Below are 15,992 nucleotides of genomic sequence, written 5' to 3'. Positions count from 1 at the left end.
AAAATACTCACTAATATATTAGTATATTTAGTATCAAAACTTTAATCTTTAGATATTCAATTTAATATGTCAAATATTGTAATCGTTGGTGCACAGTGGGGCGATGAAGGCAAAGGTAAGATTGCCGATACATTAGCCGAAAAATCAGATCTAGTTGTTCGCTATCAAGGTGGTAATAATGCTGGGCATACTCTGGTCGTAAATGGTAAAAAAACATTCCTTCATTTAATTCCTTCAGGTGTTTTGCATAAGCACACAAAATGTGTAATAGGTCATGGTGTAGTTGTTGATCCAATAGCTCTAGATGCAGAAATTACACGTTTACAAGATACTGGTATTGAGATATCTGCAGATAATCTATTTGTCTCAGAATCCTGTACAGTTATTACTTCATATCACAAGCTTTTAGATGCTGTTAGAGAAAGTAGTACTACTGAGAAAATAGGCACAACTGGTAAAGGTATTGGACCTGCGTATGAGGACAAAGTATCACGTAAAGGTATCAAATTTAAACATTTATTTGACAAAGATGTTTTAAGATCAAGATTAGCACTTTCATTGTCAGAGAAAGAGACATTATTTAGAGATCTTTATAAAGTTGAGTATCCATCTTTAGAAGAAGAGTTTGATAGATTGTATACATTAGGTCAAAAGCTTCAACAGTATTCAGCTGATACTTTCTCAATAATTGATCAAGCGATTGCTGCAGGTAAAAATGTTGTGTATGAAGGTGCACAAGGAGTACTCTTAGATATTGATTATGGTACATACCCATTTGTAACATCTTCAAGCACATCTGTAGCTGGTGTGTATTCAGGTGCAACAACTGCAGGACATAGTCTTGATCATGTAATAGGTATCACAAAAGCTTATACTACTAGAGTTGGTGAGGGTCCTTTCCCTACTGAGTTATTTGATGATGTGGGTAGCTTTATTCAGAAGAAAGGTGGTGAGATAGGTGTAACTACGGGTAGAACACGTAGATGTGGTTGGCTAGACTTACCATTACTTAAATACTCGGCTAAATGCTCAAATCTTACATCTATAGCTTTGACAAAAGTAGATGTGCTTTCAGACTTAGACACTCTAAAAATATGTATAGGTTATAAGTATGAAGGCAAAGAAATATTCTGTGCTTATCCGGGCATAGATCTATACAAGGTCGAGCCTATATTGGTAGATATGGAACCGTTCTCTCTTGATGAAGTTGTGACGAAAGAAAATATGCCAACTGCTCTTAAAACATATTTAAGAACTATAGAAAATCATATTGGTATTCCAATATCCTCATTGGCTTATGGCCCATCTAGAGAACAGATTTTATTCTTTGAAGATTATTTCAAAAAAGGTTAATTATGAGTTTTGCTAAAGATAATACAGAAGTATATATAAGTGCTGAGCAGCTAGAAACAGAGATTACAAAGCTGGCTAATAAAATAAATAAAGATTATGCAGGTCAAGAGATTGTATTGATTTGTGTACTAAAAGGCTCATTTATGTTTTTTGCAGATCTAACTAGGAAGCTAGAAGTTGATCTAAGAACTCACTTTGTGACGGCTTCGTCTTATGGTTCTGGTACAGTTAGTTCGGGGAAGGTAATCTCTACTATTGGTTCTTTGAAAAAAGAGTATATCCAAGGTAAAAATGTAATTATAGTCGAAGATATCGTGGATACTGGACATACTTACCATAAGCTTATGGATGGTATAAATGAGCTAGAACCAAAGAGCTTGAAATTTGCGACTTTACTATTCAAACCAGCTAGGCTAGAAAGAGAAGTAAACCTAGACTATATATGCTTTGAAATTGAGGATAAGTTTATAGTTGGTTATGGTCTAGATTATAATGATAGATATCGCCAGTTGCCATACATTGGTATCATGAAAGATACTAAGTAAGAGGATGACATTATTTCTTGAATACTAAAACTTTATCGGAAGATTAATGTTAGTTACTATATTCTTGTTTTTTGTGATGATGGTGACAGCTAGTTACAAGTGTTGTCATAATTATTAGCATAATAGGGATTAATAGTAGCTTTTTCATATGTATTCTCCTCTTAATTCTTGATAAGCACATAATGTATAATCTTTAATTAAAATTAATTTTAAAGACCATATAATGATAATAGTTAATTATCTATAGATATACAAGTTATTTACTATTAAGATGATTTTTTCAAGATTTTGAATTGTAGCTAAAATTTGCTTAGATGATTATTTAAAAATACCCACTAACAAAAGTTTCTCTCAAGAAATCTTCAGCAAGCTTCCAAGCTCTTTTATTTGATAGTTTGTTAAATACTGTACCAAACTCCAGATCATTAGCATTAGGGTTTGTAAAGGCATGATACGTATTACCAAAAGTATGTAATTGCCATTCAGCATTGCGCATATCCATCTCTTGCTGGAATTTATTGACCTGCTCTGGTGATGCCATAGGGTCATTATAGCCGTGTAGTACTAATATCTTTGTATCTATATTTTGTTCTTTGACGATGTTGGATTCTAGTAATCCATGGAAACTAACAGCTGCTTTTAACTCAAAGTTCGATCTAGCCATATCTAGGACACATCGACCACCAAAGCAGAAACCTATTGCAGAAATACTTGATTTATCAACACGAGGCATTTTTCTAACAACATTAAATGCGGATCTAAGCCTTGTCATCAGTGCATATTTATCCTCTAATAGATTGTTCATAAGAGCAGCATTTTCTTCTTTAGAGCTACCTACTTTGCCCTCACCATAGATATCTATAGCAAATCCTAGGTAGCCTCTTTTAGCCATCGCTATAGCTTTCTCACAAGCAAAGTTGTCTCTACCTGCCCATGTTGGAGCAACTAATACTGCCGGTAAGTGCGCACCTCTATCAGGGTATGCACAGAAACCTTTCAATAAAACACCGTCTCCACGATACTCAACTTCTTTTGTTATTATCATTTTTTATATTAAATCTACTAAAACTAGCATAATTATAATGGTAAATAAGGCATCGGTATAGTCACAATTTGACAGTTTAGCAAAAATTAATAGAATTTGTTTTTTATGATACTTATCAGATACAAAATACAGATAATAGTAGTAATGAAAAAACTAATAGGAACATCGATATAGTAAGCGGCAATAATTCCAGACCAAACGGTCAAGATTGATATCACTGTACTAAGAGCTATAGGTTTATAAAATCCATCAACCCATTGAGTAGCAATCGCAGCAGGACCTATAAGTAGTGAGAATACTAACAATATACCAACAATCTGGCAAGCCATAGATACAGTGATTGCTATGCATATAAATAATAATATAGACAAAAACTTATTTGAGATTCTCTTTGATTCTGCAAATACGGGGTCAATAGATGATATGAATAACGGTCTAGCAATCGCAGCTAGAAGAGCTATGGTGAATATAGCTAAGGCAAGCAATATATAAATCTGCTCTAAAGTTACAGTCAGAATATTACCGACAAGTATAGACATTACAGAACCTGAGTAGCCACTTTGATATAAAAATAGGAAATATGTACCAAGCCCCAAAAAGAAAGTTAAAACTATACCTATTGCAATATCGTTCTTTTTGATTTTATCGCCAAAAGCACCCATGAGAAGACCTGCGATTAGATTTATAGTGAGCTGTCCAGTCATGGCAGATAAATTTAGAAGAACAGCTCCGGATGCTCCTGTAAGGCTAATATGTCCTAGTGCATGAGATGCAAATGATAATCTTCTAATAATTACAAAAAAACTAATAATCCCGCAAATAAGAGCAATTATAGTACCCGCTATAAAAGCATAAATCATAAAAGTATAGTTAAACACAGATATCCTCCTGTAGACATGGTAACTCATTGCAGTAATGGCATTGTCCGTCTTTAAAATGAATAAATGCATCTAATTGAGAGCTAATCTCTTTCATGTCATGAGAGATTAGTAGTAGTGTGATATTTTCTTGTTTATGAATTGCTCTCAAACAACTTAGGAATCTTTGCTTTGCATCTGGGTCAAGATCAGATAAAGGCTCATCTAATAGTAATACTTTGGGGTTGTTTATAAGTGCTTGAACTAAATATATACGTTTTTTTTGACCACCAGAAAGATTTTTAAATGGCTTGTGAATATAATCTTGAGTTTGTGTCAAGGTAATCAAGTAATCTAGTTTTTCTCTGAAATTTTTATTAAATAGAGGTAGCCCCCATGAACTAGGCTTGTAGCTATATTTTACGAGTGTGTAACCCGATGTTTTTTCTTCAAAGTTTATTTCTCTCTCTTGTGGTATGTAGCTTATAGTATTGATATCAACTTTCTTTTCATTAATAGTTATAGACCCTGAGAAGCTTGGTATCTTGCCTAATAGTGTTTTAAAAAAGGTTGATTTACCAACACCGTTTTTACCTACTATACCTACCCAAGCATTTGAGGGAATCTCGAGATTAAGAGGTTGTGTGATTGGTTTATCGTAGCCAATCACTAAGTTTGAACATTTGATCATTTTATTGGTTTGCTTTATCTAGAGCTTCAGCAGTTTTTTGCAGTGTTTTTACCATCCATGTAATAGCATCTTCATTTGTAGGCATTGTTTCTGTAATACCAACTACTGGTATATCGTTTTCTTCTGCTAGTTCTAACATTTTATTAGTGACATTATCAGTAACTTGCTTATTATAGAAAAGAACTTTAACTTCTTTATTTAAGAATAAGTTTTGATAATCAACCATCATAGTAGGACTCGGTTCAGATTCATTCATTATTACCCACTGGAATGCCAAACCCTTCATGTCTAAGTTTAAAGCATCTGACATATAGCCAAACAGAGGCTCTGTGGCTGTTACAGGTGTGCCCGCACTAGACTTCTTAATTTGACTAACTAGGTTATATACTTGCTGATACTTATGATTAAAATTAACTAGGTTTTTTTCAAATAAGTTACTATCAATACTATCTTCTTCAGAGAATGTTTCCTTTAGTTTTTTTGCTAGAGCAGGGAATGTATCGGGATCATACCAAAGGTGTGGATTAATACCAAATTTTGGAGTCTCTGGATAGTTTATGAGGTCCTGTACCTTAATGATTTTGGCATGTTTATTGCTTTGAATAATAGGTGTAATCCAAGAGTCGTAATCAGCACCGTTATAAATAATTACATCAGCTGATGCTAAGAGTTTAGCGTTCTTAACTGATGATATAAAAGTATGCGGATCGCCATCAGCATTGTTTATGATATTAGTAACTTTGACATTACTACCACCTATAAGCTGAGCTATACTTCCATACTGGTTTTCAGCTGCAACGACAGTTATATCGTGAGATCCTTTAGTGGTTTGGGGTTTAGTGGAATCTTTTGTTAGGAAGTTGACTGCTACAAAAGCTATAATGACTATCGCTACAGCCACAGCAATTACTAATTTTTTCATATCATAATACAAGTTCAAAATTTTATAACAAATAATAGATTAAAAAAAAGTTAGAGTAAAGCAGTATATATTTTAGTTATTTGAATCTTTGATAAACAAAGCGATTATAAATGAAAGAATCATTAATATTGGAATAATAATTAATGTTGTTTGGAATGCGTATAATGATTCATGTGATTGTTTTAGATGAGTTATTAATGCTCCAGTGGTTGGTTGCAAAACCCCTCCACTTAATGGTAAGAACATATTAACTACTGCTAATCCCGTTGCAATCTGCGTTGCAGAAACTGTATTTCTCAACGCAGAATAGTTTAAAACATGAACAGCTTGGACAGCACCAAAAAGAATACATAAAACTACAGCTATAGGAAAGCTTGTATTAAAAAATAGTAAATATGTAACAATAAAGAAACCAAAAATAGGTGTAATCAATAAGAATTTCTTCTCACCATCAAATATTGATGCAACAGTACCCCATATAGGGCTAGATATAGCTACACCAATAAAAATTAATGAAGTGCAGTAACCAGCGTTGACTTCAGAAAAACCTGTTAGCTGTAGATATTTTATACCCCATAAGTCTGCGAAAAGAACAGTTGTTCCATAGATAGTGAAGCAGTACAGGCCGTTAAACCAAATTTGTTTATTTTTAAATACAGTAATAATATCCTTTAAATTATCTTTCTTATGTTCATTTTGTTTATTATGCTTAGAGTAGTCAGGATGTACCTGTATTATAAATATGCTAACAAGCAACAAAATTATAGAAATTATAAATAGTAAAGCCATGATTTGTGAAATACTGAAGTGGCTAGCTAAGAATACTAGAGGAGCAGCTGAAAGCGTTGCACCTATATATAGTACAAATTGCGTTAAACCTGTAAATGCAGGAAATAACCTATTTGGTAACCAAATTGCGATTGCTTTTATAGTGCACAATATAGCAAAGCCTCCACCAAATCCAGCTAATATTCTATAAGCCAGAAGCATTGACTCATTATGGGCAATACTTGCGACCAACATTGCTAGAGAAAATATGGCCGAACTTGCTATCATTACTCTCTTGATGCCAAATCTATCTACGAGTATGCCAGCAGGTATCTGTGATATTATATAACTCCAATAAAATGATGAGCTAAACATTGCAGTCGCTGCGAGGCTAAGGTTATAAGGTTCTTTTGTGAAGTCATCAAGTAGAGCGCCTGTCGATGATCTTACAAAATACTCAAGAGCATAAAAAAATGCACATGCAAACCAGATGCTTAATCCCAGTGTGGTAACTTTTTTCTTATACATTAGGTTAGGTTCCTCTAAGTCAAAAAAACTATTTAGTGTTCACAGGAGATGTAAATACTAATCAATAATGATGAAAAAAATATACTAAACTATAAGTGTTACGAAAGCAAATTTTACTTATTTTTAATATTGTCTTTTAGTTTTTTGCAGGAACAATTCTGGTGTTATTACCAGACATATATATAGTTACTTCATCGCCAATATTTAAATCATGTTTATCTTCTTGTAATATGGCAAGTGTTTCACCATTACTTAACTGTATTGTAAATTGATAGCCTTTTGAAGAGGTTATGGCATCTTCTGTTGCTCCTCCAGCAATACCACCAACTATAGCTCCACCGATAGAGCCTGCAATACTGGTAAGCATCCCTGCTCCTGCGCCGGCAAAAGCACCACCAAAAGCACCACCAAGTCCTCCAATTTGGGCACCTATATTACTGTTACCTTTAATTTTGATCTGTTGAATATCTATGATTTTACCTTGCTTTACTTGAGATACTTGACCTACAGAGCTAGCCGAATAGCTTGGCTCTGATGTACTACAACCACTCAATATCAAGAGTGATAAAAATATTAAAGTATAAAAAATATTTTTCATATAATATTCTCCTAACAACAAAGTTTATTTGCAATATCCGCGACTCTTTTACCTAATGTTTTACAAATTTTAATCTCATCATCTGACATATTTTTGTTTGGTGAAAAAGTATTTAGATGAGATGCACCATACGGTGTACCACCTGTACGTGTATGCTCTAGAGCTTGTTCGCTATATGGTACACCAACAATTAGGCAACCATGATGTATAAAAGGGATCATCATTGATAGTAGAGTGCTCTCATGTCCTGAATGCATTCCAGAGGCAGCTGTGAAAAAACCAACAGGCTTGCCAATCAGACTACCCTTAAACCATATATCACTATGAATTTCTAAAAAGTATTTCAAAGGTGATGCCATATTGCCAAAATAAGCTGGGCTTCCAACAATTAAACCATCGCAGTTTGCAAGATCTTCTTTTGTAGCATATAGATCTCCGTTATCAGGAATTTTAGAATCAACCTGTTCAGTTTTTGCTGAGATATTTGGTACTGTACGAACTATGGCAGTAGCACCTGTGGCTTCTACACCTAGGGCTATGGTATGAGCCATTTTCTTTGTACTTCCACCTTGGCTGTAGTATAGTATTAGTATGTTTTTCATTATTTTTTTTCTATGTTTGAAATCAAGTTATACAAAAAATATTTGTCAATATTTAAAAACTATTGGATCTGGGTCTTCAAAGAATATCTTCGTAAAGACTGTCCAACGGTAGCTGCAGCTATAACTCTTACAAGTTTGTTTGCTATCGTACCAGCTTTCTTCATTATAATAAATATTTTGAATGCTTTTAATGCATTTAGCTCTCTTTCTGAGAATTTGCAGAATTTTCTTTTCCAAAATATGCTTCCTGAGACTGCGGCGACAGTTCAGCAGTACATCACAAGTATTTCTGAAAAGATGACCTCTTTGCCTATTACATCAGTTATAGTTTTATTGGTTGTTATTTTTCTAATGATTAAAAGATTAGAAATTACCCTAAATAAAGTTTTTTATGTTAATAAACAACGACCTCTTGTTCAAAGTTTGTTAGTGTATTGGGCTTTGATGACAATGGGACCTATATTAATGGGTTTTGTATTTATTTCTAGTACATATCTTATTTCTATGGCTTGGTTTGTAAAAGATATTGGTATTGAGCAATATCTTTTAAATGGATTATCTTTAATTTTTTTAATAGCAGGATTTTTTGTTTTTTATAAGATATTACCTAATACAAGGATTAACTCAAAAACGGCATTAATTGTAGCGTTTTTGGTGGCTATAGTTTTCTCTATTGCAAAAAAACTTTTTGCTCTATATATGTTCTATGTACCTACTTATTCAGTGATCTATGGTTCATTATCTTTGATACCTATCTTTATACTATGGGTCTTTGTTGCTTGGCAGATTACACTTCTAGGAGCTGTAATGATCAAAGCTATACAGTATATGGAGGTGACATTAGATTTTAAGAAAGAAGTAAAAAGAGATGATTTAAGTATAAGTGTTTGTATGCTTAAAGAGCTACATGTGGCTCAAAGAGAGTCGAGAAATGGGATTAGTATTGATCAGATGTATCAAAAGATGGCGGTTGCTGATTACGATAAAGTTAAGAAAATTTTATATGACTTAGAAACCGCCGGAGTTATTAGGATAACTGCTCAAGATATTTGTTATTTAAATTGTGATGTATTCAGTACAGACTTGTATGAGATATATTTGGCGTGTAATCCAACGATTAATTTCAAAACGAGCTCTATAAGAAAAATTAATGTAATAAAGTCTGACTTATATAAAGATCTTGATATAAAATTATACGAGTGTTTTTAGAGATATAGGAAATTATATAATGATATTTGAGACTCTTGATTATTCAGCATTGATTATAAATGTATTGTATACAATATACTTAGCAAGACTTAAAGTATGGTCTTGGTCATTGGGTATAGTAGGTGCGATACTTTTATTATTTTTGTTTGCGATGAAGGGGACATACTCACTGGTACTGTTGCAGTTCGTTTATGTGGTATTCTTCAGCTATGGTTGGTATAAGTGGTATACACAAGGTATAGATGGTGAGCATAAGACTGTTAAATGGATGAAGAGAGCTGACTATTTTCGTTATATTGTGTATCTAGTAATATTATGTATTTTTAGTATTGTATTTAACTATATCACTAGTTCAGCAGATATATTTTCAACAGGTATTCTAACAGGTATTACATTTACAGCAATTATTATGACTATAGAGAAGTTTATGGAAAATTGGATTGTATGGATTGTTTCTGATTTGTATTTCGTTGTAGTCATGTATCAACAAGAATTGTATGGTCAAGTACTACAGAACTTTATATTTTTCATTACAGCTGTTTATGGCTTTTATTACTGGTATAAAAATACAAAAACTACAGAAGTTAGATAATGATTGTTAAGGTTGCTCTAGCGGTACCTCCAAGTTACTTGCTTGATTACTCTATTAAAGATGCTAATGTCGAGCTATTTAGTAGAGTTTTGGTACAGGTAGGTAAGCGTCAACTTATAGGTTTTATTGTAGCTAAGGATATAAAGATTGATTATGAGCTTACAAGAGTAAAACCTATTCTAAAGATTATAGATCAACCTATTAGCGATGCTGTACAAAGACTTATTTTGTGGTTATCGCAGTATTATTGTTGTGATTTATATAATGCTATACGTTTGGCTTTACCAAATGATTTTTTGAAAATTGAGAAAGTTTCTCCTCAGAAAGATACCTATGCATATTTAGATCAAATAGAGCTACAGCAACATAAACTGACTTCAAAGCAACAAGATGTTCTAAAAATTTTTGCTAATAATGAAGCGCTTCGTTTTGAGGATCTAAAAGAATTAGCCTCTAGCTATGTTATTAATAAACTTCTTGATAAAAACATCCTCAAAAAAACTTATAAGTTAAGACAGTCTAATAATATTATAGAATCAGACTTACCTAAGTTGCTTAATCCAGAACAGCAATATGCTTTTGAGCAAATTACATCACAATCGGGTTTCAAGGTATCTTTACTTTATGGAGTAACTGGAAGTGGCAAAACAGAGGTTTACTTACATACCATTCAGAGTTTTTTAGCTAAGTCTCAACAAGTTCTTGTCTTAGTGCCAGAAATAAATCTTACACCACAGACAATCAAAAGATTTGAGAAGAGGTTTATATATAAGAATGTTGTTGCACTACATTCTAAACTAAGTGATAAAACTAGGTTAACTAACTGGTTAAAAATAAAAAATGGCGAAGCTGATATTGTAATTGCTACTCGAAGTGGAGTCTTAGCTGACTTTAAGGATCTTGGGATTATCATAGTTGATGAAGAACATGATAGTTCATATAAACAACAAACAACAACTATTCGTTATAATGCACGTGATGTTGCTATATTTCGAGCTAGTCAGCTTGATATACCAGTAGTTCTGGGTAGTGCTACACCATCTATTCAAAGTTATTATAATTATGTGGTTGGTAAATATGATTTACTCAAGCTTAATAAAAGGGCGCTAAACTCACACCAGAATACGATTGAGCTATTAGATCTAAAATCAAGTATTGTTGATAATGGTATTAGTAATACTCTTTTTTCATTGATTGAGCAGAATATCAACGATCATCAGCAGTCATTAATATTTATCAACAAGTTAGGTTTTGCTAAGGCTTTGGTCTGTAAGAGTTGCGGAGAGGCTGTGGAGTGTAAGAGATGTGATAAACCATATACATTACATACACACCCATATCAGTACTTAGAATGTCATTTTTGTGGTTCTCGTAAGCCAATAGTTACAGCTTGTCCAAGTTGTAATGCTGAAGAGCTTTTTGCTTATGGTAGTGGTACTGAAAAAGTTCAGTCAAGAATAGAGGCGAGATTTCCATATAATAAGGTGGTGCGCTTTGATAGATCAAATATCAAAACTATGAATGATCTACATAGCATCAATCAGATGATAAATGATAAGCAAGTTGATGTTATCGTTGGTACTCAGATGATAGCAAAAGGGCATCATTTCGAGAATATTACATTAGCAGGGTTAATTAATATTGATGCTGGTTTATATAGTACTGATTTCCATGCAATAGAGCGAACTGCGCAAACGATAGTTCAAGTCTCTGGAAGAGCTGGAAGGGCGGATAAACCTGGAAGGATAATACTTCAGACATATCAGCCTGATAATAAACTTTTACAGTTATTGGTAAATAGTGACTATCTTGAGTTTCTGGATTATCTTCTAGAGCAAAGAAAGTACGCGAGCTATCCACCATATACCTATCAAGCACAAATCATAGCAGAATCAAAAGATGAGAATAAAGTCTTAAATATGTTGGAGCAAATATATTCAAGCTTGAAAGATAGCTCTGGTGTGCAAGTATCTAAGCCATTACCAGCTCTTCATCTGAAAAAAAATAATGTATATCGTTATAGTATACTTTTAACTTCGAACTCACGTAGTCAGATAAATTTAATAATTAAATGGGTTGCTAATAGTCAAATAATGTCAAGTTTAAAAAATTCAGTTAAGATGTGTTTTGATATTGACCCAATAGAGCTAGGTTGATTTAGCGAACTTCTATTTTTCTGAATTTAAATATTGATGAAAAATTTTAGGGTTATCTTTTATCCAGTCATTAAATTTACTCGCAAGACTTTTTCCTATTGGTGTGTTATTAAACATAAAAGCCTTATATGAAATACTATCATCAACTTTAACTGGTACTTGGCAAATGCTTGGATTTATAGAGTGCTGATACGCAATTTCGGGCGAATCAGTAAACATTATATCTGGATATATACCATCTATGCCATCGGTGATAGATTTAATTGCAAGCTTATTATTAGCGATAATTAATAATTGAGCATTTTTGATTTTCTGTAAGGCAAATTTTTCATTTGTTCCACCTCTATTTTCTATGATTAGGGTATTTGGATTGTCTATATCTGCAAAGCTCTTGAACTTAGATAAGTTTTTGCAGCTAGTCATAGCAGCCTTACTAAAAGAGCCTAATGGAGTAGAGAATATGAATTTTGCTTGACGAGTAGGAGTTATTGTCATACCTCCTACAAAGACATCAAATTTATTGTCTTTTAGATCACCTTCAGCAGTTGCCCAAGTGGTCTTAACAAATTTAATATCTTCATTATTTGCTTCAGCAAAAGTTTTTATGAGATCGATATCTTTCCCGGAGAATTTATTATCGTTTTTGTTATAAGTTGAAAAAGGAGCATAATCTCCAGTTGTTCCAACAATAATATCTGCATAACAATTAGATGTTATAACAAGAAATAAAGTGATAGTCAGAGATATTATTTTTTTCATTTTATTAAACAAGTAAAATTTGAATGAAAAAATTTTATATCAAAGAGAAGAAATAAAATAGAAGAAAATAGCAGATAGAAAATTAGTCTTCTTTTTTGTCAATTCTGCTAGCTACGAAACAACCAGCGCCAACAGCTACAAATGCAGATGTAATCCATAATAAATAAAACATACTAGTCTCCTCTTAGTATAACTCGTGAGAGTTTGCTTTAACTTCTTCAGCAGATACTCTACGACCATTTGCCCACATTTTCTTATACACAAAGAATGTATAAGAGAAGATGATTGGAAGTATAATAATAGCTGCACATAATATACCTATTAGAGAAGTTTGGCTACTACTTGCGTTAAATACTGTCAAGCTATATTGGAAGTTGCCGACATTAGATACCATAATAAATGGGAATAATGCAAAGCCAACAGTTAATACAGCGCCTAGTAGAGAGGCCATACTAGCTATGAAAGCAGCACCATCTTTATCTTTGTTGTTGAACTTGATAACAAGTAATGCACCAACAAAAGCTAGAATAGGAGCAAACCACATCCAAATAGTTTTAGCATGCGTGAAATTATAATACCAAGAATGGTCATTAGTAATAACTCCAGCACTGAATGGATGTTGTAATGCTTCTGATGCGTATGTACAACTTGCACCAGTAGAGTACTGATATCCAGGTATTAGAGCAATCCAAATAGCTGCGATTACAAATAAGACTAAGTAAATAGTCGCTGTAACATTTGTAATTTTTCTGAATCTATCTCTTAAAACGCCATCTGTTCTAAGCTTAGCATAAGCTGAACCATGCATTAGTGACATATTTAGAGCAAATATACCAAACAATAATGCAAATGGAGTTAGTAAGTGTATCAAAGTAACCCACATAGATTGATACTGGCCGTTAGTAACAGCACCATATATTAATCTTGAGGTATCATCATAAGAGATAGGAAAACCTAAATATAAGTTACCAACAGCTACACCCATGACAACTATAGGAATAACACTTCCTAACAAAAGCATCCAGTCCCAGAAGTTTTTCCATGTAGGGTTATCTATTTTCTTTCTGTACTCAAAAGCAGGAGGTCTTAAGAAAAGTCCCCATAACACTAGTAAGATAGCGATATATAAACCTGAGAAGCTAGTAGCATAAACTTGTGGCCAAATAGCAAATATAGCACCACCAGCTGTAATAAACCAAACTTGGCTACCATCCCAAGTAGGGCCAACTGTATTTATGATAGCTCTTTTTTCGTAGTCATCTTTACCAACAAATTTGGCAAGAATACCTACACCAAAGTCAAAACCAACAGTAGCAGCTACTAAGAATATTAGAACCCCTACAACTAGCCAAGAGATAATTTGTAAAACATCTAATAACATTTATCTCTCCTTATTTATCATTTTTGTTTTGTTCAAAATGGTATTTACCAGTGCCTAACGAACTAGGTCCTAGTCTTGCATACTTGAACATTAAGAAAATTAGTACAGCAAATAAGCTTAAGTCTATTAGACAGAAGATTGCCATAGATGTACCTACATCAGCAGCCGTAAGAGCTGAAGAACTTATACTAGTAGGAAGCTCTCCATATACTGTCCAAGGCTGACGACCATGCTCTGTTACGAACCAGCCAGCAGAGCAAGCAATAAATGGTAATGGGATTGACCATAGCATTACTCTTAATACAAGTCTGCTAAATTTAGAGCTACCTAAAGAGTTTTTAGCAAGTAGGATTAAGCCAACAAACATTAGAGCAAATAATAATAGACCAATTCCAACCATTATTCTAAATGCCCAGAATATGCTAACAACTTCAGGAACCATATTAGTAGCAGTTGCTTTTACTAATTCAGGATCGTTAGCAACTTTTGCTATCGTATCTGAATCAGCTTTACCGTACTTCTCTTGAGCTACTTGTACAAGTAACTTACCGAAGCCCATATATCTTTGATATTCAGGGTTGTTGTAGTTAACATAGCTAGCATCAGGAGTATCACCTTCATGACCAGTTTCTCTCCACTTAAGAAGATCTGCATACGCTAAACCACCATCTCTAATCATAACTACCGCAGCAGGTACTTTTTCGTACTTAGCAGGGTTAGCAGCAGCTACTTCTGGAGATACATCAGCAGTTTCACCTGTTGCGATATCTCTATAGTATGCAAGGCTAGGGTCTCTAGTGCCATTAGCATCTGCTTTTCCATAGAGGATAGCTTTGATACACGGGACTTCTACATCTGTAGAGTGAGTAGCGATTAGACCAAGTACAGCAGGAATCTCTACTGCATAATGGTTTTCTTGATCAGCATTGCTCGGGATAGCTACAGCATTGAAAGCAGCAGGAGCTTTAGAAGTATCCCACTCAGCTTCTATTGAAGCCATTTTTAATGGTTGTACTTTAAATGCATCTACACCGTTTGCATCACCGAAGAACATCGCCATAGTACATGCAACGATACCGAAACCTAAGCCAACACCCAAAGATCTTTTAGCAAAACCGCTATCACGATTTTTTAGTAGATAGAAAGCACTAATACCGATTACAAAAGTCGCACCAGTTGTGTATCCAGCTGTTATCACGTGACCAAAGTTTGTTTGTGCTGTTTCATTTAGGAATACTTGAAGTAAGCTTACAGTTTCCATTCTCATTGTAGATGCAACGAACTCAGAACCAACAGGATGTTGCATATAACCGTTAGCAACCAATATTAGTAACGCAGAGAAGCTTGAACCTATTGCTAAGCAGAATGTAGACAGTAAGTGTTGTTTCTTTGATAACTTATCCCAGCCGAAGAAGAATAAACCAGCAAAAGTAGACTCAAGCATAAATGCTGCCAAGCCTTCAATAGCCAGAGGTGTACCAAAAATATCACCTACTGATTGAGAGTAGTATGACCAGTTAGTACCGAATTCAAACTCCATGGTTAGACCAGTAATAATCCCTAGAGCGAAGTTAATTCCGAGTAATTTACCCCAAAACTTCACCATATCTTTATATACTTGCTTACCTGTTCTTACGTACATTAGTTCCATTGTGAATAAGATCCACGTTAGCCCTAACGTTAGAGGAACAAATAAGAAGTGAAATGATGCTGTTAAACCAAACTGCAATCTTGCTAAGTCAACAGACATGAGCGTTGGTAACATGTTGCTTCTCCTTATAGTTCTAGTATTTTAGTGTTATTTCCTTTTTGTAAAAGAATTGGAAAGAAAAAATCTTATAATTTGATAATTTAGAGGTCTTTTCTTGCCTTATAATTATACACTCCAAATTTTAACATATTAATAGCCTAAATCAAAAATTAAATTCGAGTGAAGATATTGAAAATAAAGGCTTTGAGTATACTAAAATGGTATAGTATCTGGTT

Annotated in this window: 16 protein-coding genes; 5 read left to right on the top strand and 11 right to left on the bottom strand. The window is 33.7% G+C overall.

Annotation, left to right across the window (positions count from 1 at the left end; genetic code table 11):
• Window positions 1–66 precede the first annotated feature (66 nt).
• Both F0R75_RS08015 and hpt read left to right on the top strand, forming a co-directional pair.
• The gene (locus tag F0R75_RS08015; RefSeq protein WP_149369103.1) at window positions 67–1,353 is read left to right on the top strand and encodes an adenylosuccinate synthase; all 1,287 of its coding nucleotides are present in this window, start codon (window positions 67–69) and stop codon (window positions 1,351–1,353) included.
• Between the two features lie 2 nt (window positions 1,354–1,355).
• Window positions 1,356–1,898, top strand: coding sequence for a hypoxanthine phosphoribosyltransferase (gene hpt, locus F0R75_RS08010; RefSeq protein WP_149369104.1), 543 nt, complete (start codon window positions 1,356–1,358; stop codon window positions 1,896–1,898).
• Window positions 1,899–2,220: 322 nt separating this feature from the next.
• Here hpt and F0R75_RS08005 read toward each other — a convergent pair whose 3' ends face one another.
• The 7 genes from F0R75_RS08005 to wrbA all read right to left on the bottom strand — a co-directional run bounded on the left by F0R75_RS08005 (window position 2,221) and on the right by wrbA (window position 7,909).
• The gene (locus F0R75_RS08005; protein WP_149369105.1) at window positions 2,221–2,943 is read right to left on the bottom strand and encodes a dienelactone hydrolase family protein; all 723 of its coding nucleotides are present in this window, start codon (window positions 2,941–2,943) and stop codon (window positions 2,221–2,223) included.
• 86 nt (window positions 2,944–3,029) lie between these two features.
• Entirely contained in the window at window positions 3,030–3,893 is an 864-nt protein-coding gene (locus tag F0R75_RS08000; RefSeq protein WP_149369106.1) for a metal ABC transporter permease, read from the bottom strand.
• Window positions 3,814–4,491: a metal ABC transporter ATP-binding protein gene (locus F0R75_RS07995; protein WP_149369107.1), complete on the bottom strand. Its 678-nt coding sequence runs from the start codon at window positions 4,489–4,491 to the stop codon at window positions 3,814–3,816. Before F0R75_RS07995 ends, F0R75_RS08000 begins: the two co-directional genes overlap by 80 nt.
• A 1-nt stretch (window position 4,492) precedes the next feature.
• Entirely contained in the window at window positions 4,493–5,413 is a 921-nt protein-coding gene (locus tag F0R75_RS07990; RefSeq protein WP_149369108.1) for a metal ABC transporter solute-binding protein, Zn/Mn family, read from the bottom strand.
• A 72-nt stretch (window positions 5,414–5,485) separates the two neighbouring features.
• Window positions 5,486–6,709: an MFS transporter gene (locus F0R75_RS07985; protein WP_149369109.1), complete on the bottom strand. Its 1,224-nt coding sequence runs from the start codon at window positions 6,707–6,709 to the stop codon at window positions 5,486–5,488.
• A gap of 136 nt (window positions 6,710–6,845) precedes the next feature.
• Window positions 6,846–7,307 (bottom strand): hypothetical protein, encoded by a 462-nt coding sequence (locus tag F0R75_RS07980; RefSeq protein ID WP_149369110.1) that lies wholly within the window; start codon window positions 7,305–7,307, stop codon window positions 6,846–6,848.
• A gap of 11 nt (window positions 7,308–7,318) precedes the next feature.
• The gene (gene wrbA / locus F0R75_RS07975) at window positions 7,319–7,909 is read right to left on the bottom strand and encodes an NAD(P)H:quinone oxidoreductase (protein ID WP_149369111.1); all 591 of its coding nucleotides are present in this window, start codon (window positions 7,907–7,909) and stop codon (window positions 7,319–7,321) included.
• A 12-nt stretch (window positions 7,910–7,921) separates the two neighbouring features.
• Here wrbA and F0R75_RS07970 point away from each other — a divergent pair, with 12 nt between their 5' ends.
• The 3 genes from F0R75_RS07970 to priA are packed head-to-tail and all read left to right on the top strand — an operon-like array spanning window position 7,922 to window position 11,866.
• Entirely contained in the window at window positions 7,922–9,118 is a 1,197-nt protein-coding gene (locus F0R75_RS07970; RefSeq protein ID WP_149369112.1) for a YhjD/YihY/BrkB family envelope integrity protein, read from the top strand.
• A 19-nt stretch (window positions 9,119–9,137) separates the two neighbouring features.
• Window positions 9,138–9,710 carry a nicotinamide riboside transporter PnuC gene (gene pnuC, locus F0R75_RS07965; RefSeq protein ID WP_146421693.1) on the top strand — a complete coding sequence of 191 codons (573 nt, stop codon included), beginning with the start codon at window positions 9,138–9,140 and terminating at the stop codon, window positions 9,708–9,710.
• Window positions 9,710–11,866, top strand: a complete 2,157-nt coding sequence (priA, locus tag F0R75_RS07960; RefSeq protein ID WP_149369113.1) for a replication restart helicase PriA — start codon at window positions 9,710–9,712, stop codon at window positions 11,864–11,866. Before pnuC ends, priA begins: the two co-directional genes overlap by 1 nt.
• Window positions 11,867–11,878: 12 nt before the next feature.
• Here the strand turns inward: priA and F0R75_RS07955 are convergent, their stop codons facing one another.
• From F0R75_RS07955 to F0R75_RS07940, 4 genes are all read right to left on the bottom strand, one after another.
• Window positions 11,879–12,625, bottom strand: a complete 747-nt coding sequence (locus F0R75_RS07955; RefSeq protein WP_149369114.1) for a transporter substrate-binding domain-containing protein — start codon at window positions 12,623–12,625, stop codon at window positions 11,879–11,881.
• An 82-nt stretch (window positions 12,626–12,707) separates the two neighbouring features.
• Window positions 12,708–12,797, bottom strand: coding sequence for a hypothetical protein (locus F0R75_RS07950; RefSeq protein ID WP_030003323.1), 90 nt, complete (start codon window positions 12,795–12,797; stop codon window positions 12,708–12,710).
• A 12-nt stretch (window positions 12,798–12,809) separates the two neighbouring features.
• On the bottom strand, window positions 12,810–14,006 hold the full coding sequence (cydB, locus tag F0R75_RS07945) for a cytochrome d ubiquinol oxidase subunit II (RefSeq protein ID WP_149369115.1): 1,197 nt from the start codon (window positions 14,004–14,006) through the stop codon (window positions 12,810–12,812).
• Window positions 14,007–14,016: 10 nt separating this feature from the next.
• Window positions 14,017–15,771, bottom strand: a complete 1,755-nt coding sequence (locus tag F0R75_RS07940) for a cytochrome ubiquinol oxidase subunit I (RefSeq protein ID WP_149377274.1) — start codon at window positions 15,769–15,771, stop codon at window positions 14,017–14,019.
• Window positions 15,772–15,992 lie beyond the last annotated feature (221 nt).

This window comes from Francisella marina (assembly GCF_008369785.1).
Classification (GTDB): Bacteria; Pseudomonadota; Gammaproteobacteria; order Francisellales; family Francisellaceae; genus Francisella; species Francisella salimarina.
The sequence above is the reverse complement of the archived record's forward strand: the minus strand, read 5'-3'. Positions and strand labels throughout refer to the sequence as shown.